The sequence below is a fragment of the Streptomyces sp. NPDC002623 genome (assembly GCF_053592635.1).
Map to the genome: position 1 here is coordinate 59,758 of NZ_JBSFWB010000027.1, position 23,967 is coordinate 83,724.

Annotated in this window: 24 protein-coding genes; 9 read left to right on the top strand and 15 right to left on the bottom strand. The window is 71.2% G+C overall.

Going from position 1 to position 23,967, the window contains the following annotated elements:
* Positions 1-4: 4 nt before the first annotated feature.
* The 14 genes from mptB to ACWD4O_RS36165 all read right to left on the bottom strand — a co-directional run bounded on the left by mptB (position 5) and on the right by ACWD4O_RS36165 (position 15,026).
* Positions 5-1,411 (bottom strand): polyprenol phosphomannose-dependent alpha 1,6 mannosyltransferase MptB, encoded by a 1,407-nt coding sequence (mptB, locus tag ACWD4O_RS36100; RefSeq protein ID WP_451286542.1) that lies wholly within the window; start codon positions 1,409-1,411, stop codon positions 5-7.
* Between the two features lie 106 nt (positions 1,412-1,517).
* Complete coding sequence (locus ACWD4O_RS36105; protein WP_451286544.1) at positions 1,518-2,456, bottom strand: glutaminase; 939 nt, start codon at positions 2,454-2,456, stop codon at positions 1,518-1,520.
* A 36-nt stretch (positions 2,457-2,492) separates the two neighbouring features.
* Positions 2,493-3,905 (bottom strand): aspartate ammonia-lyase, encoded by a 1,413-nt coding sequence (gene aspA / locus ACWD4O_RS36110; protein WP_451286546.1) that lies wholly within the window; start codon positions 3,903-3,905, stop codon positions 2,493-2,495.
* Between the two features lie 268 nt (positions 3,906-4,173).
* A complete protein-coding gene (locus tag ACWD4O_RS36115; RefSeq protein WP_451286548.1) occupies positions 4,174-5,190 on the bottom strand; it encodes an asparaginase in 1,017 nt (338 codons plus the stop codon).
* A gap of 44 nt (positions 5,191-5,234) precedes the next feature.
* A complete protein-coding gene (locus ACWD4O_RS36120) occupies positions 5,235-6,683 on the bottom strand; it encodes an amino acid permease (protein ID WP_451286550.1) in 1,449 nt (482 codons plus the stop codon).
* Positions 6,680-7,357, bottom strand: coding sequence for a FadR/GntR family transcriptional regulator (locus ACWD4O_RS36125; RefSeq protein WP_451286654.1), 678 nt, complete (start codon positions 7,355-7,357; stop codon positions 6,680-6,682). Before ACWD4O_RS36125 ends, ACWD4O_RS36120 begins: the two co-directional genes overlap by 4 nt.
* A 177-nt stretch (positions 7,358-7,534) precedes the next feature.
* Positions 7,535-8,371, bottom strand: coding sequence for an undecaprenyl-diphosphate phosphatase (locus tag ACWD4O_RS36130; RefSeq protein ID WP_451286552.1), 837 nt, complete (start codon positions 8,369-8,371; stop codon positions 7,535-7,537).
* 82 nt (positions 8,372-8,453) lie between these two features.
* Entirely contained in the window at positions 8,454-8,816 is a 363-nt protein-coding gene (gene crcB / locus ACWD4O_RS36135; RefSeq protein WP_451286553.1) for a fluoride efflux transporter CrcB, read from the bottom strand.
* The gene (locus tag ACWD4O_RS36140) at positions 8,813-9,193 is read right to left on the bottom strand and encodes a DUF190 domain-containing protein (protein WP_451286555.1); all 381 of its coding nucleotides are present in this window, start codon (positions 9,191-9,193) and stop codon (positions 8,813-8,815) included. The genes crcB (ACWD4O_RS36135) and ACWD4O_RS36140 overlap by 4 nt, the downstream gene beginning before the upstream one ends.
* Complete coding sequence (gene crcB, locus ACWD4O_RS36145) at positions 9,190-9,645, bottom strand: fluoride efflux transporter CrcB (RefSeq protein WP_451286557.1); 456 nt, start codon at positions 9,643-9,645, stop codon at positions 9,190-9,192. Before crcB (ACWD4O_RS36145) ends, ACWD4O_RS36140 begins: the two co-directional genes overlap by 4 nt.
* Before the next feature lie 78 nt (positions 9,646-9,723).
* Complete coding sequence (locus ACWD4O_RS36150; protein WP_451286559.1) at positions 9,724-10,692, bottom strand: SMP-30/gluconolactonase/LRE family protein; 969 nt, start codon at positions 10,690-10,692, stop codon at positions 9,724-9,726.
* Between the two features lie 135 nt (positions 10,693-10,827).
* The gene (locus tag ACWD4O_RS36155; protein WP_451286561.1) at positions 10,828-11,115 is read right to left on the bottom strand and encodes an ArsR family transcriptional regulator; all 288 of its coding nucleotides are present in this window, start codon (positions 11,113-11,115) and stop codon (positions 10,828-10,830) included.
* A 202-nt stretch (positions 11,116-11,317) separates the two neighbouring features.
* Entirely contained in the window at positions 11,318-12,886 is a 1,569-nt protein-coding gene (locus tag ACWD4O_RS36160) for a glycoside hydrolase family 53 protein (RefSeq protein ID WP_451286563.1), read from the bottom strand.
* Between the two features lie 118 nt (positions 12,887-13,004).
* Entirely contained in the window at positions 13,005-15,026 is a 2,022-nt protein-coding gene (locus ACWD4O_RS36165; RefSeq protein WP_451286565.1) for a beta-galactosidase, read from the bottom strand.
* Between the two features lie 161 nt (positions 15,027-15,187).
* Here ACWD4O_RS36165 and ACWD4O_RS36170 point away from each other — a divergent pair, with 161 nt between their 5' ends.
* The 6 genes from ACWD4O_RS36170 (at position 15,188) to ACWD4O_RS36195 (ending at position 20,315) form a co-directional block, all read left to right on the top strand.
* Complete coding sequence (locus ACWD4O_RS36170; protein WP_450949940.1) at positions 15,188-16,516, top strand: ABC transporter substrate-binding protein; 1,329 nt, start codon at positions 15,188-15,190, stop codon at positions 16,514-16,516.
* Entirely contained in the window at positions 16,513-17,436 is a 924-nt protein-coding gene (locus tag ACWD4O_RS36175) for a carbohydrate ABC transporter permease (RefSeq protein ID WP_451286568.1), read from the top strand. The genes ACWD4O_RS36170 and ACWD4O_RS36175 overlap by 4 nt, the downstream gene beginning before the upstream one ends.
* The gene (locus tag ACWD4O_RS36180) at positions 17,433-18,338 is read left to right on the top strand and encodes a carbohydrate ABC transporter permease (RefSeq protein WP_351911925.1); all 906 of its coding nucleotides are present in this window, start codon (positions 17,433-17,435) and stop codon (positions 18,336-18,338) included. The genes ACWD4O_RS36175 and ACWD4O_RS36180 overlap by 4 nt, the downstream gene beginning before the upstream one ends.
* The gene (locus ACWD4O_RS36185; RefSeq protein WP_451286570.1) at positions 18,335-19,369 is read left to right on the top strand and encodes a LacI family DNA-binding transcriptional regulator; all 1,035 of its coding nucleotides are present in this window, start codon (positions 18,335-18,337) and stop codon (positions 19,367-19,369) included. The genes ACWD4O_RS36180 and ACWD4O_RS36185 overlap by 4 nt, the downstream gene beginning before the upstream one ends.
* 136 nt (positions 19,370-19,505) lie before the next feature.
* Entirely contained in the window at positions 19,506-19,856 is a 351-nt protein-coding gene (locus ACWD4O_RS36190) for a VOC family protein (protein WP_451286572.1), read from the top strand.
* Between the two features lie 66 nt (positions 19,857-19,922).
* Entirely contained in the window at positions 19,923-20,315 is a 393-nt protein-coding gene (locus ACWD4O_RS36195; protein WP_451286574.1) for a MarR family winged helix-turn-helix transcriptional regulator, read from the top strand.
* Between the two features lie 86 nt (positions 20,316-20,401).
* Here the strand turns inward: ACWD4O_RS36195 and ACWD4O_RS36200 are convergent, their stop codons facing one another.
* Entirely contained in the window at positions 20,402-21,286 is an 885-nt protein-coding gene (locus tag ACWD4O_RS36200; protein ID WP_451286576.1) for a LysR family transcriptional regulator, read from the bottom strand.
* 307 nt (positions 21,287-21,593) lie between these two features.
* Here ACWD4O_RS36200 and ACWD4O_RS36205 point away from each other — a divergent pair, with 307 nt between their 5' ends.
* Genes ACWD4O_RS36205 through ACWD4O_RS36215 form a run of 3 tightly spaced genes read left to right on the top strand, consistent with a single transcriptional unit; the run spans position 21,594 to position 23,967 of the window.
* Positions 21,594-22,277: an alpha/beta hydrolase gene (locus ACWD4O_RS36205; protein ID WP_451286578.1), complete on the top strand. Its 684-nt coding sequence runs from the start codon at positions 21,594-21,596 to the stop codon at positions 22,275-22,277.
* Positions 22,274-23,113 (top strand): sulfurtransferase, encoded by an 840-nt coding sequence (locus ACWD4O_RS36210; protein ID WP_451286580.1) that lies wholly within the window; start codon positions 22,274-22,276, stop codon positions 23,111-23,113. Before ACWD4O_RS36205 ends, ACWD4O_RS36210 begins: the two co-directional genes overlap by 4 nt.
* Positions 23,110-23,967: an ABC transporter permease gene (locus ACWD4O_RS36215; protein ID WP_451286582.1), complete on the top strand. Its 858-nt coding sequence runs from the start codon at positions 23,110-23,112 to the stop codon at positions 23,965-23,967. The genes ACWD4O_RS36210 and ACWD4O_RS36215 overlap by 4 nt, the downstream gene beginning before the upstream one ends.

A 23,967-nucleotide genomic window follows, 5' to 3' on the forward strand; every position in this document is an offset into this window, starting at 1 on the left:
GATCTCATGCCGTACGTCCCAGAGCGGTCGGCGCCTGTGCGGCGAGGTGGGCCTGCCACAGGACGACCACCGCGAGGGCCCCGCCGGAGACGGCCAGCAGCAGACGGCCTCCGTCCACCGGGCCCCCGTCGGGCAGGACGGCCAGGGCGAGGACACCCGCCACGGCCGCCGTCCGGTGCCGTATCAAGGTGTCGGGGGCCGCCGCGGCTATCAGGAACAGACCCCACAGCGCGTACCAGGGACGGATCGCCGGGCCGAACGCCGCCACCGTGGCGAGACTCAGCCCGAGCGCGTACACCGGGCGGGGGCGCAGCCGCCACCATATGGCGACCAGGACGACGGCCGTGACCACGAGCCCCAGGATGTGCCAGACGGGGACCGCCAGCGGCGCCAGATCGCTGCCGAGCTCCTCCAGGAGGGCGCGGGTGGCGCGGCCGAGCAGGCTGGTCAGCGCCCAGTTGTGCGCGGAGACCGGGGTCTTCAGAGCCCCTATCCAGCCGTAGCCGGTGCCCGCGACGGCGGTCGCGACGACCGTGGTGACCGCGGCCACGACCCCCGTCGTCAGCAGGGCGGGGACCGGCCGGCGGCCCGCGCGCAACTGCAGCACCACGATCGCGACGAGGCCCAGCGCGGCCGGCGCCTTGACCAGGGCGGCGAGGGTGACCAGCACGACCCCCAGCAACGGACGGCGGCCGAGCGCCGCGACCAGGCCGACGCCGAGCAGCCCCAGCATGATCGCGTCGTTGTGGGCGCCGGCCACCAGGTGCAGCAGCACCAGCGGGTTGAGGACGCCGAGCCAGAGCGCGGCGCCCGGGTCGGCCCCGCTGTGGCGGGCGAGCCGGGGCAGGGCGGCGGTCATCAGCGCCACCCCGAACAGCGCGACGCACTTCATGCCGACGAGCCCGGCCGAGAGCGCGCCCCGGGTCAGGGCGGACAGGGCGGCGGCAAGGGCGAGGAAGACGGGGCCGTAGGGGGCTCCCGTGTGCTGCCACAGCGGGGCGACCTCGTCGGCGAGCGGACCGCCGAGGATGGCCGGGCCGTGCGCGTACACGTCGAGATGCGCGTCGACCATGGCGCCCTGGGCCAGGTAGCTGTACACGTCCCGGCTGAACAGGGGCGGCGCGATGAGCAGCGGCGCGGCCCAGACCACGAGGACCAGGACGAGTTCGCGCGGGGTCGGCGGATCCAGGCTGCGCACCAGCCGGCCCAGGAGGATCCAGGCGGCGGTCAGCAGCACCAGGCCGAAGTACACGCCGACCAGGCCGAGCACGGCATGCACCGAGGACGGTGCCAGCAGCTCACGGGCGGGCAGCGCACCGGCCGTCTCGCCGCCGAGCGCGAGAGTGGCCGTGCCGGCCAGGCCCAGTACCTGACAGCGACGGAGATCGATGGGAAACGCCTTGGCCAACACTCCGACAGGGTGTCAACGCCGAGTGGCCGGAGGGCGACGTTCCGGCCTCCGGGCGGCAGCCTGTATGTGACCGCCGCGTGAGCGCCCGGCCGCATGCCCGGCGGGCTCAGAACACCGAGAGGCCGGTGAGCGTGGTGAACCTTTCCAGCGCGGCCACGCCCGCCACCGAGTTGCCGCGCTCGTCGAGCCCCGGGCTCCATACGCACAGCGTGCAGCGGCCCGGCACGACGGCGATGATGCCGCCGCCGACCCCGCTCTTGCCGGGCAGCCCGACCCGGTAGGCGAACTCGCCGGCCGCGTCGTAGGTGCCGCAGGTCAGCATCACGGCGTTGACCTGCTTGGCCTGGCTGCGGGTGAGCAGCCGGCTGCCGTCGGCGCGGATGCCGTGCCGGGCCAGGAAGCCGGTGGCCAGGGCGAGGTCGGCGCAGGAGGCGGTGAGGGAGCACTGCCGGAAGTACTGGTCGAGAAGGACCGGCACGTCGTTGTCGATGTTGCCGTAGGACGCCATGAAATGGGCGAGGGCGGCGTTGCGGTCGCCGTGCCTCGACTCGGAGGCGGCGACCTCCTCGTCGAAGTCGAGCGCAGGGTTGCCGCTCTCGGCCCGCAGGAAGGCGAGGAGTTCGCCGGCCGCATCTCCGGTACGGGTCTGGAGGCGGTCGGTGACGACGAGGGCGCCCGCGTTGATGAAGGGGTTGCGCGGGATGCCGGCCTCGTACTCCAGCTGGACCAGGGAGTTGAAGGGGTTGCCGGAGGGCTCGCGGCCCACGTGCTCCCAGAGGGCGTCGCCCTCGCGGGCCAGGTCGAGGGCGAGGGTGAACACCTTGGTGAGGGACTGCGTGGAGAACGGCTCCCGCCAGTCCCCCACGCCGTACACCGTGCCGTCCAGTTCCGCGACGGCCATGCCGAAGCGACGCGGGTCGCAGGCGGCGAGCGCCGGGATGTAGTCGGCGGGGCGGCCGCGGCCGGGGGTGCGCTCCATCTCCTCGGCGATGCGTTCCAGGACCGGCTGGAAGGCGAGGGACGACGTCGTTGTCATGATCACCATTCTGCCTCCGGGCCGGTCCTGGTGCGCGGACGTGGCTCAGGCGATGCCGGATCCGCTGCCCGCGAGGACCTCGGGACGCAGCAGGTCGGCGAGTCGCTCGGCGGGCAACAGGCCCTTCTCCAGGACGAGTTCGGCGACTCCGCGGCCGGTGGCGAGGGCCTCCTTGGCGATGTCGGTGGCTGCCGTGTACCCGATGTGCGGGTTGAGGGCGGTGACCAGGCCGATGGAGTTCTCGACCGTCGCGCGCAGCGCCTCGGTGTTGGCGGTGATGCCGTCCACACAGCGCTCGGCGAGGGTCAGACAGGCGGCGCGCAGGTGGGTGATGCTCTCCGAGAGGGAGTGCAGGATGATCGGCTCGAAGGCGTTGAGCTGGAGCTGTCCGGCCTCGGCGGCCATGGTGATGGTGACGTCGTTGCCGATCACCTCGAAGGCGACCTGGTTGACGACCTCGGGGATCACCGGGTTGACCTTGCCGGGCATGATGGACGAACCGGCCTGCACGGGCGGCAGGTTGATCTCGCCGAGACCGGCCCGCGGACCGGACGACAGCAGCCGCAGGTCGTTGCAGCTCTTGCTGAGCTTGACGGCGACGCGCTTGAGCACCCCGGACATCTGGACGAACGCGCCGCAGTCCTGGGTGGCTTCGACGAGGTTCGCGGCGGTGACGAGCGGCAGCCCGGTGATCTCGGCGAGGTGGCGGCGGGCCGACTCGGCGTATCCGGCCGGTGCGTTGAGCGCGGTCCCGATCGCCGTGGCGCCGAGGTTGATCTCATGGATCAACTGGACGGCCTCGTCGAGACGGTTGCGGTCCTCGTCGATCATGACGGCATAGGCGGAGAACTCCTGCCCGAGCGTCATGGGCACCGCGTCCTGCAGCTGTGTACGGCCCATCTTGAGCACATGGCGGAACTCGACGGCCTTACGGGCGAAGGAGTCCTGCAGGACGGCCATCGCCTTGAGCAGACCGCGCACGGCGAAGACGGTCGCGATCTTGACGGCGGTCGGATAGACGTCGTTCGTCGACTGCCCCAGGTTGACGTCCTCGTTGGGGTGCAGGTATCCGTACTGCCCCTTCTCGTGTCCCAGCAGTTCGAGGGCCCGGTTGGCGACGACCTCGTTGGCGTTCATGTTGGTCGAGGTGCCGGCGCCGCCCTGGATGACGTCCACCACGAACTGGTCGTGCAGCTTGCCCGCGCGGATCTCCCGGCAGGCGGCGACGATGGCGGCCGCCTTGTCCGGCGCCAGCAGGCCGAGCTCCTCGTTGGCCAGGGCGGCGGCCTCCTTGACGGCGGCGAGGGCGTCGATGAGGTGCGGGTAGGCGGAGATCGGCGTGCCGGTGATGGGGAAGTTCTCCGTGGCGCGCAGGGTGTGGACGCCCCAGTACGCGTCGGCCGGGACGTCCCGGTCTCCGAGCAGATCGTGTTCGCTACGGGTGACGGCGGCGGTCATGAGGGTGCGGCCTCTTTCTGAGGGGAGGGTGAGGCGTGCGGGTGACATCTGGCGTGGTGGCGGCCGGCTCGGGCGGTACGGGATGACGCCCGCCCGAGCCGGTCGGGCCCCGGCCCGGTGGTGACCGGGCCGGCGGTTCATGGGCCGGGCACGAGGGCCCGACCGGGCCCCTGCCGGGGGCACGGGGCTGTGACCTGTGCGGCTGTGCCGCGGGGCGCGACCAGCCACGGCCGGGCCGCGGACGAACAGCGGCCCAGCCCGCGGAGCGCTACGCGCAGGCCCGTACCGTGACCGGGTCCAGGGCGCGGACCGGGCGGACGGAGCCGACCGGTCGGCCGCCGCCGAGGAGCGGCTCGCCCGCGAATTCGGTGAGGAGTACGGGGTCGACGCCGGCCCGGGCGAGCGCGGCCGCGGTGACCGGGACGCGCGCCCGGTTCGCGCCGTCGGAGATCTTGACGGCGACGGCCCGGCCGTCCTGGAGGGCGGCGACCTCGACGCCCTCGAAGCCGTCCTTGGCGAGCAGGCCGGGGACGGCCCGCATCAGGGCGGCCACGTCCCGGCCGGCGCCGGAGGCCATCTCGGCGTGGTCGCGCATGGCGTCCGCGACCCGGGCCTCGGGGGTGCCCGGGACCGCCGTGGTGATGCGGGCGGCGGACCGGGCGAGGCCGTGCAGGGAGACGGAGAAGAGGGGGGCGCCGCACCCGTCGACGGTGACCCGGGCGATCCGCTGTCCGGTGAGGTCCTCGACGATCTCGGCGATCGCCTGCTGGAGCGGGTGCTCCGGGTCGAGGTAGTCGTCGAGGGACCAGCCGTTGAGCTTGCAGGTGTACAGCATCGCCGCGTGCTTGCCCGAGCAGTTCTGCGCGAGCCGGGAGGGCGCGCGGCCGTCCCGGATCCACGCGTCGCGGACCGCCGGGTCGTACGGCAGGTCCGTGACGTTGCGCAGGTCGTCCTCCGTGACGCCGGCCAGCTCCAGGATCCGGCGGGTCCCGGCGAGATGCCGTTCCTCGCCGGAGTGGCTGGCGGCGGCGAGCGAGAGCAGCTCGCCGTCGAGCGGCAGCCCGGCCCGGACCATGGCGACGGCCTGGACGGGCTTGAGCGCCGAGCGCGGGTAGAAGGCGGCCTCGATGTCGCCGAGCTGGAACTCGACGTCGCCGTCGGCGCCGAGGACGACGACGGAGCCGTAGTGGACGCCCTCGGTCACCCCGCCGCGGACGAGGTGGGCGACGGGTGCGTGCAGGGGTTCGCGGATCGCGGGGGCGTCGGCGAGGGAACTGCTGTACATCACTGCCTGGATCGCTTGTGGGTTGTCGTGGGGCGGCGCCGGGGTCATGCGTCGGCCTTGTCGGCCCTGGCCGCGGTGCGCGCGAGGTTGCGGCGGATGGCGTACCAGCCGACCACGAGCGCTGCGACGATCAGCGGCAGGCACAGCACGGTGGTGCGTCCGGCGCCGCCGTCGGCGTACATGAGGACCAGGACCGAGGCGAGGAAGAACAGCGTCACGAGTTCGGTCCAGGGGGAGCCCGGGAGCCGGTAGCTCGGGCGGGTCAGCTCGCCCTTCTGGGTCTTCTGCCAGAAGAGGAGGTGACAGATCATGATCATGCCCCAGGTGGAGAGGATGCCGATCGCCGCGAAGTTCAGGACGATCTCGAAGGCGTCCGCCGGGACCACGAAGTTCAGACCGACGCCCAGGACACAGATACCGCTGGTGAGCAGAATGCCGCCGTACGGGACCTGGCTGCGGCTCATCACGCCGGTGAACTTCGGCGCGGAGCCGGACATCGCCATGGAGCGCAGGATGCGGCCGGTGGAGTACAGGCCGGAGTTGAGCGAGGACATGGCCGCGGTGAGGACGACGAGGTTCATCACGCCGCCGGCGGCCGGGATGCCGATGTTGGACAGGACCGTGACGAAGGGGCTCTCGCCGGACGTGTACTTGTTCCAGGGCAGCAGCATCGACAGCAGGACCACCGAGCCGACGTAGAACAGGCCCACCCGCCACATGATCGAGTTGATCGCCTTGGGCATGATCTTCTCGGGGTTCTCGGTCTCGCCCGCGGCGACGCCGACCAGTTCGACCGAGGCGTAGGCGAAGACGACGCCCTGGATGATCAGCAGCATGGGCAGCAGGCCGTTGGGGAAGACGCCGCCGTTGTCGGTGATCAGGGACGGGCCGGGCGTGCTGCCGTCGACGGGGTGCTGGGTGACCAGCAGGAAGATGCCGATGAGCATGAAGACGACGAGCGCGCTGACCTTGATGATCGCGAACCAGAACTCCAGTTCGCCGAACAGCTTCACCGAGATCAGGTTCACCGTGAGGACCACGGCCAGCGCGATCAGGGCGATCACCCACTGCGGGATGTCGGAGAACATGCCCCAGTAGTGGGTGTAGACGGCCACCGCGGTGATGTCGGCGATGCCGGTGGTGGCCCAGTTCAGGAAGTACATCCAGCCCGCGACGTACGCGCCCTTCTCGCCGAGGAACTCGCGGGCGTACGACACGAAGGCGCCGGACGAGGGCCGGTACAGGACGAGCTCGCCCAGGGCGCGCACGACCAGGAACGCGAAGAGGCCGCAGACGGCGTACGCGACGAACAGGGACGGGCCGGCGTCGGCGAGCCGGCCGCCCGCGCCGAGGAAGAGGCCGGTGCCGATGGCTCCGCCGATGGCGATCATGTTGACGTGCCGGGACTTCAGCGACTTGCTGTAGCCCTCGTCTCCGGCGTCGACGTGACGGGGGGAGGTCTGCGTCTCGTCTTTGAGGTGCTGGTCGCTCACGCCGCGGGTCCGCCTTCCAGGTGAGGGGTGGTGCGCGGGGCACGCACGATGTCGGTGAGGGTCGTCTCGACGCGGTCGAGGTGGTGGCTCATGGCCTCCACCGCGTCGGGCTCGGAACCGTCGATCAGGGCCTCGACGATCGCCCGGTGCTCGCGGTTGGACTGCTCGCGCCGGCCGCCCAGCTCGTTGAGGAAGGCCGACTGACGCGCCAGCGCGTCCCGGATCTCCTCGATGACCCGGCGGAAGACCGGGTTCTGGGCGGCTTCGGCGACGGCCAGGTGGAAGAGGGTGTCCATCGCGACCCAGGCGGTGGTGTCCGTCTCCCGTTCCATGCGGTCGAGCAGATGGGCGAGGTGGTCCAGGTTCTCCGGGGTGCGGCGCAGGGCCGCGTACCCGGCGACCGGGATCTCCACGTGCCGGCGGACCTCGAGCAGGTCGCTGGCCGCGTAGTCGCCGAAGGTGGGGTCCTCGACGGTGTTCGCGATCACGAAGGTGCCCTTGCCGGTCTTGGCGACCGTCAGGCCCATGGTCTGCAGGGCGCGCAGGGCCTCGCGCAGCACGGGCCGGGACACCTCGAGGGTGCGGCAGAGCTCGGCCTCGGAGGGAAGCTTGTCGCCGATGGCGTACTCGCCGTGCTCGATGGCGCCGCGGAGGTGGGTGAGTACCGCTTCCATCGCGCTGACGCGCCGCGGTACCCCGCCACCTGTCTGGCTGTCTGACAGGTTCACGGGAGTGATACTCCGGGTGGCCGAAGGCTGCTGTCAAGACGCCCGAAAACAAAAATTCAGGGGGCGGGCGGCCTGAATGGCAACTTCCCGCCCCCTGAGGGGACTTCGCCCGGCACCCGTCGGTCAGCTGCCCAGGACCCCGGTGGCCAGCAGTCCGAACAGTGCCAGGCCGATGACGATCCGGTAGATCACGAACGCGTTGAACGAGTGCTTGGCGACGAATTTGAGCAGCCAGGCGATGGAGGCGTAGGCGACCACGAAGGACACGGCCGTGCCGACGACCAGGGGCGCCGCGCCCGCGCCGGTGCCGAGCGCGTCCTTCAGCTCGTAGATCCCGGCGCCGGTCAGGGCGGGGATGCCGAGGAAGAACGACAGCCGGGTGGCAGCGACCCGGTCCAGGTCGAGCATGAGCGCGGTGGACATGGTGGCGCCCGAGCGGGAGAAGCCGGGGAAGAGCAGCGCGAGGATCTGGGAGCTGCCGACCAGCATCGCGTCCTTGAACGAGGTGTCGTCCTCGCCGCGCTTGTGCCGGCCCATCTGGTCGGCCGCCCACATCACTGCGCTGCCGGCGATCAGCGAGCCGGCGACCACCCACAGCGAGGCCAGCGGCCCTTCGATGAGCGGCTTGGCGGCGAGCCCCACGACCACGATGGGGATCGTCGCGTAGATCACCCACCAGGCGAACTTGTAGTCGTGGTGGTGGCGCTCCTCGCGGTTGCCGAGACCCCGGAACCAGGCGGACACGATCCGCACGATGTCCTTGCGGAAGTACACGAGCACGGCGGCGATCGCCCCGACCTGGATGACGGCGGAGAACCCGACGACGGCGTCGTCGTCGACCGGGATGCTCATCAGGCCTTCGGCGATCTTCAGATGGCCGGTGGAGGAGACGGGGAGGAACTCGGTCACTCCCTCGACGGCTCCGAGGACGACGGCTTGGCCGACGGAGATGGCGCTCATGGAATCCAGTTCTGAGGAGGTCGGTGGGCGGTGGGCGACAGTGCGGGGGCCAGTCCTACCAGGCGCGGGTGCGGCCGGCCGGCTACGGCCACACCGCCTGGCCTATCGCCACCCCGGCGAACGCGGCCCCGAGGCCCGCCACCACACTCCCCATGACGTTGGCGACGGCATACAGCCCCGCGCCCGTCTCGGTCAGCCGCAGGGTCTCGTAGCCGAAGGTCGAGTACGTCGTCAGCGCTCCGCAGAACCCCGTGCCCAGGAAAAGCCGCAGGTCAGGACCGACGGCGGCGCCGGTCAGCGTGCCCAGGACGAGACAGCCGACGATGTTCACGACGAAGGTGCCCCAGGGGAAGACCGAGTCGTGCCGGGACTGCACCGCCCGGTCGGTCAGATAGCGGAGCGGGGCGCCGATCATTCCGCCGGCGACGACCACCAGCCAGTTCACAACGAGTTCTTACCCTTCGTGTCCGAATCGCCCTGGTTCGCTTCGCGGCCGACATATCTGATCACCTCGCAGGGGTCGAGGGTCACCATCCCCTCCGTGACCAGCTCGTCGAGCTCGGGCAGAAAGGCCCGCACCCGCTCCTCGGTGTCCACGACGACGACCGCCACCGGCAGGTCCTCGCTGAGCGAGAGCAGCCGGGAGGTGTGCACGATCGAGGACGCGCCGAAGCCCTCGATGCCGCGGAAGACGCTGGCGCCGGCCAGCCCGGCCGCGTGCGCGCGGTGCACGATCTCCGCGTAGAGGGGCTTGCGGCGCCAGGTGTCGCTCTCGCCGAGGAACACGGTCAGCCGCAGGGCGTTGCCGGTCAGCCTGGTCATGACTGCCTCCACCGGAGAACGCGGCGGGTCGCGGTGGCCGCGAGCCACACCGTCAGGAGCGCCGCGCACAGGGTCGCGGCGAGATAGGCCAGGGCCGTGCCGGGACGGCCCTGGTCGAAGAGCCGCTGGACGTCGACGGCGTACGTCGAGAAGGTGGTGAAGCCGCCGAGCACGCCGGTGCCGAAGAACGGGCGCACCAGCGGGTGGGCGGTCATGGCCTCGGTGATCAGCACCAGGAACACACCGATCACCGCGCAGCCGACGATGTTCACCCAGAAGGTCGTCCAGGGGAATCCGCCGGCCTCGGTGGGCCACCGCAGCGCGGCCGCGTACCGGGCGACGGCGCCGAGGCCGCCGCCCACGGCCACGACGGCGACCACCGGGAGCCGGCCCGTCCCGGTGGTCCTCCGTGGAGCGCTGCTGCGGAGGCTCTCGGCCTCCGGGGCTGTCATGTCGTACGTCTCCTGCCCGGTCCGGGACCGCCCCGTCTCCTCGGGGTGATCACGGAAGGGCACCAGGGTAGCGCCGTCTCACTTGGTCACGGGCGCCTCACAGACCGCGATGCCGCGCTCCCAGAGGCTGCCCAGGACCAGCCGGCCGCCGGTCTCGCAGACGCTGGTGACCATGCGGAAGCCGGAGCGGCGGCGGGTGAGGTGGTGCAGGATCCGGCCGTCGTCGTCGATCGCGAGCACACCCGCGCCGCCCGAGGGCCGGTAGGGCGCGCTCGCGGCGAGCCGGGCGGCGCGCCGGCGGACGGCGGGGGCGGCGCGGTGCAGGAGGTCGAGCGGCGGGACGGGCGGGCCGGCCAGCGCCACCCAGACGGGGCCGTCGGGCGCGCCGCGCCACAGGTTGTCGGGGAAGCCCGGCAGGTCCTCGACCAGGGGCTCGGCCTGTCCGGCCCGGGGACCGGTGAGCCAGAAGCGAGTGAGACGGCGGGCGCCGGTCTCGGCGACGATGAGGAAGGAGTCGTCGGCGCTGCGGGCGAGGCCGTTGGCGAACTGCAGTCCCTCCAGGACGACTTCGGCCTCGCGGGCGCCCGGGTCGAGACGCAACAGGCGTCCGGTGCCGGTGTGTTCGACGATCTCGCCCATCCAGTCCGCCAAGGGGTGGACCTGGCTGGAGACGGTGAAGTAGACGGTGCCGTCGGGCAGGGCGACGACGTTGCTGCAGAAGCGCAGCCGCTCCCCCGCCGCCGACTCGGTCAGCACCCGGACATTGCCGGGGCCGCCGTCGGGGTCGACGCGCAGCAGCGCGCCGTCGGCGCAGCACACCAACAGGTCGCCGTCCGGGAGGAGTTCGAGGCCGAGCGGACGGCCGCCGATCTCACCGACGTGCTCGACGCGGGCGGTGGGCGGGTCGTCCAGACCGTCGACGCGCAGGATCCGCCCGTCCGACACCCCGGTCAGCACACGCCCTCTCGGATCGGCGACGACGTCCTCCGGGCCGCGCCCGGGGAGAGTGAGGTACCGGAGGGGGACGAGTGGCGTCCGACGGTCCATAGGGGTCCGCCCTTCCTTCAGGAGGCGGCCATCCTCGCAGGCGGGCGTGTCACCGACAGGTCGTCACCATGGTCCTTTGCCGGGCTTTTCCGGAAAGCGGTCCCGCTGTCCTCTACGGCCCCTTCCCGACGTTCCCTACCACCCCTTCTCGAACATGCGCGCCACCTGTGCGATGCGCATCTCGTCGCGTCGGTAGTACGTGCGGCGCCTGAGCCGCTTGGCGCGCAGCAGGCCGATGCCCGCGAGCAGGGCGAGGTGGGTGTCGGCCACCTGGCGGGGCACGCCCAGTTTCGCCGCGACGAGCTCCGCGGTGACGCCGTCCTCGACGAGGTCTGCGTGCCGTTGTGGCGGGAAGTGCCGGGCCGGGTCCTTCAGCCACTCCAGGATGTCCCGTCGCCTCTCACTTACGGGAGTCCTCAGCATCGTCGTCCCCCTCCGTCCGGGCCTCCTCGTACCGCGTCTTCCCACTCTTCCGCAGTCGGGGCCGCCGTGTCCCGTACTCCGCGAGCCTTGGCCGGGATCGAACAGCCTTGCCGCACAAGCGCGTTCGGAACATCGCCGGGAAACGGGCAGGGGCCCGGGCCGCGCGGTGCGGCCGGGCCCCTGCTGCACGGGCTTGCGGGGGTCAGCGGTGGCTGAACCACGACATGGAGGACAGGGCCTTGTCGTCGTAGCCGAACAGGGCCTGGTTCTCCCAGCCGTTGCCGGAGGCGGCGTCGGCCGGGTCCCAGCCGTTGCCGGTGACGGCCGTCCAGGTCGCCTCCCAGTAGAAGACGCCGAGGCCGCGGCCGTTCGGGACGGCCTCCACGATGTTCGCGACGGCGTTCATCCACGCCAGCTGGCCGGCCGGGGTCGCCGGGTAGCCGGTGACCAGTTCGGAGGACAGATCGATCTGGTTGGTGAGCGAGTCGTCGCTGTCGAGCCGGAAGGGGTAGGCCGTCTCGGCGAGGAACACCGGCTTGGCGTAGCGGGACGCGGCGTCGTCCAGGGTGGTCTGGAAGTCGGCGAGCGTGCCGTGCCAGTACCCGTAGTACGACAGACCGATGGCGTCGAACTTCACGCCGTTGGAGACGGCGCTGTCGAACCACCAGCGGGTGCCGCTCAGGTCACCGCCCTTGGCGAGGTGAAGGGCGACGGCAGTGGACGAGTTGACGGCCTTGACGGCGTCGTAGCCGGAGTTGAGCAGACCGGCCAGCTGACCCCAGTTGTCGGTGGACCCCTCGGACCACATCATGCCGCCGTTGATCTCGTTGCCCACCTGGACCATGTCGGCGGTGGTGCCCTGCGCCTTCAGCGCGTTCAGCACGTCGTAGGTGTGGTTGTACACGTCCGTCTTGAGCTGGCTGTACGAGTGGCCGGACCACGCGGCGGGCTTGGACTGGGCGCCCGGGTCGGCCCAGGTGTCCGAGTAGTGGAAGTCGACCAGGAGCTTCATGCCGGCGGCCTTGACGCGCTTGGCGACGGCGAGGACGCGCGTCTTGTTGTTGTAGCCGTCGGCCGGGTCGACCCAGACCTTCAGGCGCGCGTAGTTCATGCCGGCGTTCTTCAGGATGGTGACCGCGTCGCCGGCCGTGCCCGAACTCGTCCTGTAGACACCGCCCTTGGCCTCGCTCTTGGCGAGGGAGGAGATGTCGGAGCCCTTGATCGACAGTCCGGTGGTGCCGGAGGTGAAGGTCAGGTCGTCGACGTTGATCCAGTTGCCGGCGTTCGCGTCGCTGTTGATGCTGACGGTGCACTGGTTGTTGGTCACGTTGATCGGCGTGACGATGTGGATCCACCCGCTCGAAGAGACGGGGAGATCGGTGCGCTGTTCCGAACTGCCGCAGTTCTTCAGGGCTATGTAGGCGGAGTTCTGGCCGCCGCCGGAGCGGACCCAGGCGGAGAGCTTGTAGGCGCCGTTGGTCAGCCCCGACAGGTACTGGTAGGTCTCCACCTTGTAGGCGGTGGACGCCCAGTGGGTCAGCCGGTAGCCGCCGCTGCGTCCGCCGGCCTCGGCGAAGGAGGCGGAGTTCTGGCCCGCCGCCGAGTACGTGGACCAGCCGGTCGGCGTCGCGGTGCCGGCGCCGTCCGTCTCGAAGCCGGCGTTGGTGAGGGTGGAGGCCGCCTGGGCGGTCTGCGCGGGCAGGGCGATGAAGGAGAGTCCTGCGGCGAGCGGCAGCAGCAGGGCTCTCAAGGTGCGTCTGGGATGGAACATCGTCGTCCGTCGTCCCTTCGACGTGATGGGGATGGGGTTCCCTCGGTGGTGCTGGTGGTGCGGTGAGGGACCCCCTCCGCCCGCGGCTCGCGGCTCCACGGGCGGAGGGGGAGTCGGCTCAGCCGTCGAGTCGTACGACCCGGACGGCTCCCGCCGGGACCGCGAGGCGGCCGGCGGCGCGTTCGCCCGTCAGCAGTTCGGTGCCGGAGACGTCCAGCGGCACCTTGGCGTCGGTGGCGGTGTGGTTGACGGCGAAGAGGTAGCTGCCCGTCTCTCCGGAGCGGCGCACGACCTCGACGTCGTGGGGCAGATCGGCGCGCGGGGCGATGCTCGCGTCCTCGGCGGCGCAGCCGAGCAGCGCGTCCAGGCCGTCGGGGCCGAGGCGGGTGGAGACGTACCAGGCGGCGCCCTCGCCGAGGCGGTGCCGGGTGACGGCGGGGTGGCCCGCGGTGAGGCCGTCGGCGTAGGTCCAGACGGTCTCGGCGCCGCGCGGGACGACGAACTCGGTCCATACGTCTCCGGCCAGCTCGGAGCCGTCCGGGCCGGTGAGCCGGATGTTCTCGCCCTGCAGCAGCGGTGAGAACTCCTCGACGGTGAGGCCCAGGACGTCCCGGAGCGCGCCCGGGTAGGCGCCGTCGTGGACGGCGTCGTGCTCGTCGACGATGCCGGAGAAGTACGACACGACGAGGGTGCCGCCGTTCTCGACGTAACTCTTGAGGTTGTGCCCGGCGGCCTCCGTCATCAGGTAGAGGGCGGGCACCACGACCAGCGGGTACGTCGAGAGGTCGGACTCGGGGTGGGCGAAGTCGACGGTGAGGTGGCGGTCGTAGAGGGCCTCGTAGAAGGCGTCGGCGCGCTCACGCGGGTCGGCGTCCTCGCTGGGGCGCCAGGCGAGGTTCTGCGCCCACCAGGAGTGCCAGTCCCAGAGCACCGCCGCATCGGCCTCGGTGCGGGTGCCGCGGATCGCGGCGAGGGAGTCGAGCGAGGCGCCGAGCTCGACGACCTCGCGCCACACGCGGGTGTCGGTGCCGCCGTGCGGGACCATCGCCGAGTGGAACTTCTCGGCGCCGCGCCGGGACTGCCGCCACTGGAAGAACATGGCGCCCTCGGAGCCGCGGGCCACGTGCGCCAGGGAGTTGCGGGCCATCTGGCCGGGGGCCTTGGCGGGGTTGCGCGGCTGCCAGTTGATGCCCGAGGTGGAGTGCTCCAGCAGGATCCAGGGCGCGCCGGCGCCGACGGAGCGGGTGAGGTCGGCGGCCATCGCGAGGTTGACGTGGGTGCGCCGGCCGTCGGTGATCAGGTAGTGGTCGTTGGTGACGATGTCGACCTCGCGGCCCCAGGCCCAGTAGTCGACCGAGTCGCACTGGCTGAGGGCGGTCATGAAGTTGGTCGTCACCGGGAGACCGGGCGCGAGGCGGTGCAGGATGTCCCGTTCCGCCACGAAGTTCTCGCGCATGGTGGCGTCGGCGAACCGCTTGTAGTCGAGGGCCTGGCCCGGGTTGCCGACGGTCGGGGTGGCGCGCGGCGGGTTGACGTCCTCGAAGCTCGCGTACCGCTGGCCCCAGAAGGCGGTGCCCCAGGCCGCGTTGACCGCGTCGATCGTGCCGTACGTCGTGGCGAGCCAGCGGCGGAAGTGGGCGGCGCAGGAGTCGCAGTAGCAGGCCGAGACGGGGACGCCGTACTCGTTGTGCACGTGCCACATCGCCAGCGCCGGGTGGTCGCCGTAGCGCTGCGCGAGCTGGGTGGTGATGTTCGCCGCGGCGGCGCGGTAGTCCGCGTTGCTGTGGCAGATCGCGGCGCGGGAGCCGAACTCGTAGCGCACGCCCTCGGGGGTCACCGGGAGCGCCTCGGGGTGGCGGCGGTAGAACCAGACCGGCGGGGCCACGGTGGGCGTGCCCAGGTCGACGCGGATGCCGTTCTCGTGCAGCAGGCCGATGACGCGGTCGAGCCAGCCGAAGTCGTACTCCCCGGGAGCGGGCTCCAGGAGGGCCCAGGAGAAGATCCCGACGCTCACCATGGTGACGCCGGCCTCGCGCATCAGCCGGACGTCGTCCTGCCAGACGCTTTCCGGCCATTGCTCGGGGTTGTAGTCCCCACCGAAGGCGAGCCCGGTGAGGCCCCTGGGGTTGGTCGCCGGCATGTATTTCTCCCGTTTAATCGATCATTTGGGAACGTGCACACACAGCTGCGGGCGGTGCGGGCCCAACATAACCGCACAGCAACAACCATTGACAAGTGTCCGGGATGTTTCTCTACTGTGAACGCTCACAGACACCAGGACCCAGGTCAGGGGAGAGATCCATGCCCAACACGAAGCGCCGCCGGCTCCGCAGATTCGCGGCATCCGCCATCGCCGTCACCCTCGGCGCCACCGCACTCGCCGCCTGCGGCTCGTCCGACGACGACGGCGACGCCGAGTCCGGCCCGGTCTCGCTCACGTACTGGACGTGGACGCCCGGCATGGACAAGGTCGTGGACCTGTGGAACAAGGGCCAGGGCAAGAAGGACCAGATCACCGTCACGGTGAAGAAGCAGGCGTCCGGCGACACGCTGGTCACCAAGATCCTCACCGCGCACACCGCCGGCAAGGCCCCGGACCTGGTCCAGGCCGAGTACCAGGCGCTGCCGACGCTGGTCAGCAATGACGCACTGGCGGACATAGCCAAGAACGTCGGCGACGCCAAGGCCAAGTTCGCCGACGGCGTCTGGCAGCAGACCACGCTGGGCACGGACGCCGTCTACGCGGTGCCGCAGGACATCGGCCCGATGATGTTCTATTACCGCGCCGACCTCTTCAAGCAGTACGGCCTGACGGTCCCCACCACCTGGGAGCAGTTCGCCGAGACCGCCCGCGCGCTGAAGAAGAAGTCCCCGGACACCGACCTCACCACGTTCTCCGCCAACGACTCCGGTCTCTTCGCGGGCCTCGCCCAGCAGGCCGGCGCCAAGTGGTGGACCACCTCCGGCGACAAGTGGAACGTCGGCATCGACGACGCGGCCACCAAGAAGGTCGCCGACTTCTGGGGCGGCCTCGTCAAGGAGGGCGCCATCGACAACCAGCCGATGTACACCCCGGCCTGGAACAAGGCGCTCAACACCGGCAAGCAGATCGCCTGGGTCTCCGCCGTCTGGGCCCCGGGCACCCTGACCACCGCCGCGCCCGACACCAAGGGCAAGTGGGCCATGGCCCCGCTCCCCCAGTGGTCGAACAGCGAGAACGTCACCGGCAGTTGGGGCGGATCCTCCACGGCCGTGACGACGGACTCCAAGCACAAGGAGGCCGCCGCGAAGTTCGCCGCCTGGCTGAACACCGACGGCGACGCGCTCACCGCGCTGGCCAAGGAGGGCGGCATCTACCCGGCGTCCACCTCCGCCCAGCTCAGCGGCGCCTTCACCACCCCGCCGGACTACTTCTCGACGCAGGCGGACTTCTACACCCTGGCCGCCAAGATCGCGAAGACCACGGCACCCTCGGCCTGGGGCCCGAACGTGAACGTCGCCTACACCACCTTCAAGGACGCGTTCGGCGCCGCCGCCAAGGACAAGTCGGACTTCTCCGCCGCTCTGGCCAAGATGCAGTCGGCCACCGTCGCCGACATGAAGAAGCAGGGCTTCGAGGTCTCCGAGTGACCACCGCACGCCGGAAGTCGTACGGGGTCAAGGGGGCCCCGTATGCCTTCCTCATCCCCGCGACGATCCTCTTCGCGTTGTTCTTCGCCCTGCCCATCGGGTACGCGGTCTGGCTCAGCTTCCACAAGGTGAAGGTCTCCGGGCTCGGCCTGGGCGCCGGCGCCCGCAGCGAGGTCTGGGCCGGCGTCGGGAACTACACCGCCGCCCTCACCGACAGCGAGCTGGTCGACGGCGCGCTGCGCGTCCTCGGGTACGGCTGCATCGTCGTCCCGCTGATGCTGGGCCTGGCGCTGCTGTTCGCGCTGATGCTCGACTCCGAGAAGGTGCGGCTCGCCCCGTTCACCCGGCTCGCGATCTTCCTGCCGTACGCCATCCCCGGCGTGGTGGCGGCGCTGCTGTGGGGCTTCCTGTACCTGCCGGACGTCAGCCCGTTCTACTTCGTGCTGGAGAAGCTGGGCCTGCCGCAGCCGGACCTGCTGGACGGCGGCCCCCTCTATCTCGCCCTCTCCAACATCGCGATCTGGGGCGGCACCGGCTTCAACATGATCGTCATCTACACCTCGTTGCAGGCCATCCCGGCCGAGGTGTACGAGGCGGCGAAGCTGGACGGCGCCACCCCGCTGCAGATCGCACTGAGGATCAAGATCCCGATGGTGGCGCCCTCGTTGGTGCTGACCTTCTTCTTCTCGATCATCGCCACGCTCCAGGTGTTCAACGAGCCGACCACCCTGAAGCCGCTCACCAACTCCGTGTCCACCACCTGGAGTCCGCTGATGAAGGTGTACCGGGACGCCTTCGGCACCGGTGACATCTACCAGGCGGCCGCCGAGGCCGTGATCATCGCGCTCGCCACGCTGGTGCTGTCGTTCGGCTTCCTGCGGGCCGCGAACCGTCGTAACAAGCAGGAGGCAGCACGATGAGTTCTCTTGCCGTACAGAAGGCGCCGTCGGCGGCCGGCACCTCGGGCGCGGCCCGTAGCCGCCCGCCGCTGCGCAGCAGGATCTCGCTGGTCCCCACGATCACACTGCTGCTGGGAGCCCTCTACTGTCTCCTCCCGGTGGCGTGGGTGGTGATCGCGTCCACCAAGTCCGGGCGTGAGCTGTTCTCCACGTTCACGTTCCTGCCCGGCACGGGCTTCGCCGACAACCTCAAGGATCTCAACGCCTACCGCGACGGCGTGTACTGGACGTGGATGGGCAACTCCGCCCTCTACGCCGGTCTCGGGGCGCTGCTGTCGACGTGCGTGTCCGCGGTCAGCGGGTACGCGCTGGCGATCTACCGCTTCCGCGGCCGCGAGACGATGTTCAACATCCTGCTCGCGGGCGTGCTGATGCCGCCGATCATCCTCGCCGTCCCGCAGTACCTGCTGATGGCGAACGCCGACCTCACGGACTCCTACTGGTCCGTGCTGCTGCCGCAGATCCTCTCCCCGTACGGCGTCTACCTCGCGCGCATCTACGCGGCCGCGGCCGTGCCCGCCGACGTGGTGGAGGCCGGCCGGATGGACGGGGCGAGCGAGTGGCGGATCTTCACCCGGATCGCACTGCCGATGATGATCCCCGGGCTGGTCACGGTGTTCCTGTTCCAGTTCGTGGCGGTGTGGAACAACTTCCTGCTGCCGTACATCATGCTCAGCGACGACGAGAAGTTCCCGATCACCCTGGGTCTGTTCACCTTGCTGGAACAGGGCTCCAACCAGCCGGCCCTGTACACGCTGGTGATCACCGGCGCGTTCCTCGCGGTGATCCCGCTCGTGGCGCTGTTCCTGGTCGTTCAGCGGTTCTGGAGCCTGGACCTGCTGTCCGGAGCCGTAAAGTCATGACCATGAACAATGGTGCGGGTGGCCGACGCAAACCACCGACCATCCACGACGTGGCGCGGGAGGCGGGAGTCTCGCGGGGCACCGTCTCGCGTGTGCTCAACGGCGGGCACTACGTCAGCCCGGCCGCGGCGGAGGCGGTCAACGCCGCCATCCGCAGGACGGGTTACGTCGTCAACCGGCACGCCCGCTCGCTGATCACCGGCCGTTCCGACTCGGTGGGCTTCCTGCTCACGGAGCCCCAGGAGCGGTTCTTCGAGGACCCGAACTTCAACGTCCTGCTGCGCGGCTGCACCCAGGCGCTGGCCGCGCACGACATCCCGCTGCTGCTGATGCTGGCCGGCACGGAGGACGAGCGGCGCCGCATCACGCGGTACATCACCGCCGGGCACGTGGACGGGGTGCTGCTGGTCTCCAGCCACTCCGGTGACCCGGTCGCGCAGGAGCTGTGCGAGGCGGGCGTCCCGCTCGTCGCGTGCGGCAAGCCGATCGGCCTCGGCTCAAAGGTGAGCTACGTGGCGGCGGCCGACCGCGACGGCGCCCGGGACATGGTCCGCCATCTCCTGTCGCTGGGCCGCCGCCGCATCGGCATGGTCACCGGCCCGCTCGACACCCCGGGCGGTGTGGAGCGTCTGGCGGGCTACCGCGAGATCCTCAGCGAGGCGGGCATCGAGTACGACGAGCGCCTCGTCGTCTCCGGCGACTACAGCCGGGCCAGCGGCGAGGCGGGCGCGGACCGGCTGCTGGACCGGCGCCCGGACCTGGACGCCGTGTTCGTCGCGTCCGACCTGATGGCGCAGGGTGTGCTGACCGCACTGGAGCGGGCGGGGCGAAGCGTCCCCGGGGACGTGTCGGTCGGCGGCTTCGACGACTCCTCGGCCGCCCTGGCCGCCCGCCCCCAGCTGACGACCATCCGGCAGCCGTACGACCGGATCAGCGCCGAGATGGTCCGGGTGCTGCTCGCGCAGATCGGCGGCGAGGATCCGGCAGCGGTGATCCTGCCCACGGAACTGGTGAAGCGGCAGTCGACGTAGCGGGGACGGTGGTCCTGGTCCTGGCCCGGGAACCGGTCAGGATCGGAGAAGCCGTCTCGCGGCCCGTCGGCCTAGCGTGAGAAGTGCGGGTACACGGACGCGTTCCCGCGCATCGCACGTCACCCAGGAGGACGTCATGACCACCGCCGGCCTGCAGACGATCATCTACCCCGTCAAGGACCTCGACCGGGCGAAGGCCCTGTTCAGCGCGCTGCTGAAGGTCGAGCCGTACGCCGACGAGCCCTACTACGTCGGCTACAAGGCTGCCGGGCAGGACATCGGCCTCGACCCGAACGGGCACGCCAAAGGCATGACCGGGCCGGTTCCGTACTGGCACGTCACAGACCTGCGCGAGCGGCTCGCGGCGCTGGTCGCGGCGGGCGCGGAGCTGTTGCAGGACGCCCAGGACGTCGGCAACGGCCGGCTGATCGCCTTCGTGAAGGACGCGGACGGCAACCTGGTCGGGCTGCTCCAGGACCCCGCGTAGCGAACTGCTTGCGCCCGCACTAGTTGCACGGGCAACAAATGTCCGGATCGGTGTTACCGTGCGGGTATGGCAGCGAAGACGGCCGGGGCGGGCCTCGAGGAGCGGTGGCGGAACATCCTGTCGGTGCACGCGCGCACGATGTGCGAGATAGATCGTGCGCTGCACCCGCACGGCCTCGGCGCGAGCGACTTCGAAGTGCTCGACATCCTCGCCTCCGAGGCGCCCCGGGAGGGCGATCACTGCCGGGTGCAGAACCTCGTCGGACGGGTGCATCTCAGCCAGAGCGCGCTGTCCCGCCTCATCGGCCGGCTGGAGAAGGAAGGCCTGGTGGAGCGCTCCGTCTGCGTCGAGGACCGGCGCGGGGTCTGGGTCGCCCTCACCCGTAAGGGCCGCGACCTGCACACCGAGGTGCTGCCGCTGCAGCGGGCGGTGCTGGAGCGGATGCTCGGGCGCGTCTGAGCGCTCCGCCCGGGGCGTCGCGATCGAGCGGGCGAGGTCCCGCGGCGCGGTGGACCCCGCGCGTTGTCGTCGGTCGGATCACGGGGTCATTCCGGATCATGTGCCGCGGGCCGGCCGTGCTCCGCGTGCAGCAGTTCCCGTACCGCCGCGAACGCCGCCTCGACCGTCGCCGGATCGGCTCCGGGCCGGGCCAGCGCGCTCATCGGGATGGGAGTGACGGAGGGCAGGGAAGGGCAGGGGGTGAGGCCGTCGGGGGCCGGTCCCACGGCGGCCAGCAGGGCCACGCCCTGGCCGGTGCGGGCGATGTCGAGGACGCCCGCGAGATAGCCTGCGTCGCCGACGACCGTGGCGGGCACGCCGTGCGCGGCGAGGGTCGAGATGGCGCGGCGACGGATCGCGCACGGGTCCTCGATCGCGACCAGGGGCACGGGCGCGGGGGCGAGCGGGGGCCGCCAGCCGGGGGTGGCGTGCCAGGTGAGCGGGAGTCCGCCGACCGGGGTGCCCTCGGTGGCGGCGGCCTCGGTGACGTACACCGCGACGTCCACGCTGCCGCGTTCCACGGCCTCCACCAGACGGGCGGAGCGGTCGATGCGGTAGCGGACCCGGCAGCCGGGGCGCACCTGCTGCACGGCGGCGGTGAGCCGGGGCAGGAACTGGTCGGCGGCGTGCTCGGTGGAGCCGATGGTGACGGTGTCGACATCCACGTCGAGGAGGGCGCGTACGGCCTCGTCGTGCACGGCGAGGACACGGCGGGCCTGTTCGAGCAGAAGGCGTCCGGCGGGTGTGAACCGGGTACCGCGGCCCTCCCGTTCGACGACGGGCCGGCCGAGTGTCTTCTCCAGCTTGCGCACATGCTGGCTCACCGCGGACTGGCTCAGGGCGAGGGTCTGGGCGGCACGGTGGAATCCGCCGCAGTCGGCGATCGCGGTCAGACTGCGCAGGGCCACGATGTCGAGCACGGGTCGGGACATGGCGGTGACGTTAGCCGTCCGGGCGTTCGATCGCGATACCTGATCGGTTTCGATGCGGAATCATCGTTGGACGCGTTCGGTCACGGTCGGTCATGATGGGCGCATGTTGCACGCGACCGCTTCTGCTGCCCTTCTGACGCAGCGCCGAGTCATCGACTTCGGCGTGGCGTGCAGCGCGCGCTGTCGCTGATCTCTCCCGCCCTTCCCCGGCGTTCTCTCCCCTCCTTCCGGCCCCACTGATCACTGACACGTGACAGCCGTCGTGGCCTGCCCTTTCTGCTGCCCTCTTCATGGGAGTTGCCCTGTCATGCCCTTCTTCTCCTGGGACGAACCCGAAGGCCTCGCCCCGCGCGGCACGCTGATCGTGCTGGCCGGACGCGGCGAACACGGCGGTGTGTACGAGCGGTTCGGCCGTCGCCTCGCCTTCGACGCCTACCGGGTGCGTGCCCTCGGCGACCCGGCCACCGACCCGGCGGCGCTCGACGAGGCGGCCAAGCTGCTCGCCGACGAGTCCCTGCCCGGCCCGAAGGTCCTCGTGGGCTCCGACACCGGCGCCTCGTACGCCGTCCGGCTCGCCGCCGAGCGGACCGCGGGCGTCGACGCGCTGATCCTGGCCGGGCTGCCCACCGGTGCGTGGATCGCGGGGAGTTGGGAGGAGGAGGCCGAGGCGCGCACCGCCTGTCCGACGCACCGGGGACGTCTGACGGACGACCCGGACTTCCGGCGGGGCGCGCTGGGCGAGGCTCCGGTCGCGCACTCCCTGGACGGAGTACGGGTTCCGGTGCTGGCGCTGCACGGCTCGGACGACAGGGTGAGCCCGGTGGACGAGGCCTACGCGGGCACGTCCGTCCGCCCGGTGACCTTCCGCGGCGGCCGGCACGACGTCCTCAACGACGCCCTGCACCGCACGGTCGCCGCGACGGTCGTGCTGTTCCTGGAGCGGCTGCGGCTCTCGCCCGAGCTGCCGTTGATCGCGGAGGGTCTCGTATGAGCGTGACGATCACCGTCGAGGACCTGCGTGCCCGGTTGTCGGGAGACCGGCCGCCGGTCGTGCTCGACGTGCGCTGGGCGCTGGGCGACCCGCACGGCCGCGACCACTACTCCGAGGGGCACGTCCCGGGCGCGGTCCACGTCGACCTGGACGCCGAACTGGCCGCGCCGCCCGGCGGGACGAGCGGCCGGCATCCGCTGCCGGACGTCGCCGACCTGCAGAGCGCGGCCCGTCGCTGGGGTGTCGGCGAGGGCCGGTCCGTCGTGGTGTACGACGACCTCGGCAACACGGCGGCGGCGCGCGCCTGGTGGCTGCTGCGGTACGCGGGGATCGGCGAAGTGACCTTGCTCGACGGGGCGTTGGGTGCCTGGCGCACGGCCGGGCTGCCGCTGGAGTCCGGGATCCCGGCGGATCCGGCCCCCGGTGACGTCGTCCTGCGGTACGGCGGGCTGCCGGTCACCGACGCCGACGGCGCCGCCGAACTGGCGGCTGTCGGGCTGCTGTTGGACGCCCGCGCCGGTGAGCGGTACCGGGGCGAGGTGGAACCGGTGGATCCGCGTGCCGGGCACATCCCGGGTGCGGTGTCCGCACCGACCGGGGAGAACCTGGCGGCGGACGGTGCCTTCCTCCCGGCCGATGTGCTGCGCAGACGGTTCGAGGAGAAGGGGGCGGCGGGCGCGGAGCGCATCGGCGTCTACTGCGGCTCCGGCGTCACCGCCGCCCATCAGATCGCCGCCCTGGAGATCGCCGGGTTCACCGCGACGCTCTTCCCCGGCTCCTGGTCCGCCTGGTCGGCCGATCCCGCCCGGCCCGCCGCGAAGGGAAACCGTCCATGACCACGACACCCCTGGCGCCCGACACCTCCGTTCCCGGACTCTCCACCCGGGTCACCATCCGCGGCACGGCGAAGTCCGACCGCCGCCGCACCGTCCCGCGTTCCGTACGGCGGGCCGCGGGTCCCGTCGGCCTGGTCCTGCTGTGGTTCCTGACCTCGGCCACCGGAGTGCTCCCGGAGTCCGTGCTCGCCTCCCCCGTCGACGTCCTCGACCAGGCCGTCGCGCTGACGAGGAACGGCGAACTCCCCCGTGCCATAGCCGCGTCGGGACGCCGCGCCGCCACCGGCTTCCTGATCGGCGCCACGATCGCGCTGAGCCTCGCCCTGCTGGCCGGGCTGTTCCGGCTCGGCGAGGACGTCATCGACTCCTCGATGGGCATGTTCCGGGCCATCCCCTGGGTGGGCCTGATCCCGCTGTTCATCGTCTGGTTCGGCATCGAGGAGACCCCGAAGATCGCCCTCGTCGCGCTCGGCGTGACCTACCCGCTGTACTTCAACATCTACGGCGGCATCCGCTCCACCGACGCCCAACTCGTCGAGGCGGCACGGATGATGGGCCTCGGCCGGCTCGGGCTGATCGTCTACGTGATCCTGCCGAGCGCGCTGTCCGGCGCCCTCGTGGGGCTCCGGTACGCCCTGTCCACCGCCTGGCTGGCGCTGGTCTTCGCCGAGCAGATCAACGCGGACGCGGGCCTCGGCTATCTGATGAGCAACGCCCAGCAGTACTTCCGCACGGACGTCATCGTGCTGTGCCTCGTCGTGTACGCGCTGCTCGGGCTCGCCTGCGACTTCGCCGTACGGATCCTGTCGCGGCGGCTGCTGACCTGGCGGGCCAACTTCGAGGGCGAGGCGTGA

Excerpts from the sequence above, each read along its gene's own strand:
- ACWD4O_RS36180 (WP_351911925.1), top strand. The coding sequence starts at position 17,433 with ATGAGTTCTCTTGCCGTACAGAAGGCGCCGTCGGCGGCCGGCACCTCG.
- crcB (WP_451286557.1), bottom strand. The coding sequence starts at position 9,645 with ATGACAGCCCCGGAGGCCGAGAGCCTCCGCAGCAGCGCTCCACGGAGG.
- ACWD4O_RS36150 (WP_451286559.1), bottom strand. The coding sequence starts at position 10,692 with ATGGACCGTCGGACGCCACTCGTCCCCCTCCGGTACCTCACTCTCCCC.
- ACWD4O_RS36160 (WP_451286563.1), bottom strand. The coding sequence starts at position 12,886 with ATGTTCCATCCCAGACGCACCTTGAGAGCCCTGCTGCTGCCGCTCGCC.
- aspA (WP_451286546.1), bottom strand. The coding sequence starts at position 3,905 with ATGACCGCCGCCGTCACCCGTAGCGAACACGATCTGCTCGGAGACCGG.
- ACWD4O_RS36215 (WP_451286582.1), top strand. The coding sequence starts at position 23,110 with ATGACCACGACACCCCTGGCGCCCGACACCTCCGTTCCCGGACTCTCC.
- ACWD4O_RS36155 (WP_451286561.1), bottom strand. The coding sequence starts at position 11,115 with ATGCTGAGGACTCCCGTAAGTGAGAGGCGACGGGACATCCTGGAGTGG.
- ACWD4O_RS36170 (WP_450949940.1), top strand. The coding sequence starts at position 15,188 with ATGCCCAACACGAAGCGCCGCCGGCTCCGCAGATTCGCGGCATCCGCC.
- ACWD4O_RS36165 (WP_451286565.1), bottom strand. The coding sequence starts at position 15,026 with ATGCCGGCGACCAACCCCAGGGGCCTCACCGGGCTCGCCTTCGGTGGG.
- ACWD4O_RS36190 (WP_451286572.1), top strand. The coding sequence starts at position 19,506 with ATGACCACCGCCGGCCTGCAGACGATCATCTACCCCGTCAAGGACCTC.
- ACWD4O_RS36130 (WP_451286552.1), bottom strand. The coding sequence starts at position 8,371 with ATGAGCGCCATCTCCGTCGGCCAAGCCGTCGTCCTCGGAGCCGTCGAG.
- ACWD4O_RS36125 (WP_451286654.1), bottom strand. The coding sequence starts at position 7,357 with ATGGAAGCGGTACTCACCCACCTCCGCGGCGCCATCGAGCACGGCGAG.
- ACWD4O_RS36205 (WP_451286578.1), top strand. The coding sequence starts at position 21,594 with ATGCCCTTCTTCTCCTGGGACGAACCCGAAGGCCTCGCCCCGCGCGGC.
- ACWD4O_RS36210 (WP_451286580.1), top strand. The coding sequence starts at position 22,274 with ATGAGCGTGACGATCACCGTCGAGGACCTGCGTGCCCGGTTGTCGGGA.
- ACWD4O_RS36185 (WP_451286570.1), top strand. The coding sequence starts at position 18,335 with ATGACCATGAACAATGGTGCGGGTGGCCGACGCAAACCACCGACCATC.
- ACWD4O_RS36115 (WP_451286548.1), bottom strand. The coding sequence starts at position 5,190 with ATGTACAGCAGTTCCCTCGCCGACGCCCCCGCGATCCGCGAACCCCTG.
- ACWD4O_RS36200 (WP_451286576.1), bottom strand. The coding sequence starts at position 21,286 with ATGTCCCGACCCGTGCTCGACATCGTGGCCCTGCGCAGTCTGACCGCG.
- ACWD4O_RS36140 (WP_451286555.1), bottom strand. The coding sequence starts at position 9,193 with ATGACCAGGCTGACCGGCAACGCCCTGCGGCTGACCGTGTTCCTCGGC.
- ACWD4O_RS36195 (WP_451286574.1), top strand. The coding sequence starts at position 19,923 with ATGGCAGCGAAGACGGCCGGGGCGGGCCTCGAGGAGCGGTGGCGGAAC.
- ACWD4O_RS36105 (WP_451286544.1), bottom strand. The coding sequence starts at position 2,456 with ATGGTGATCATGACAACGACGTCGTCCCTCGCCTTCCAGCCGGTCCTG.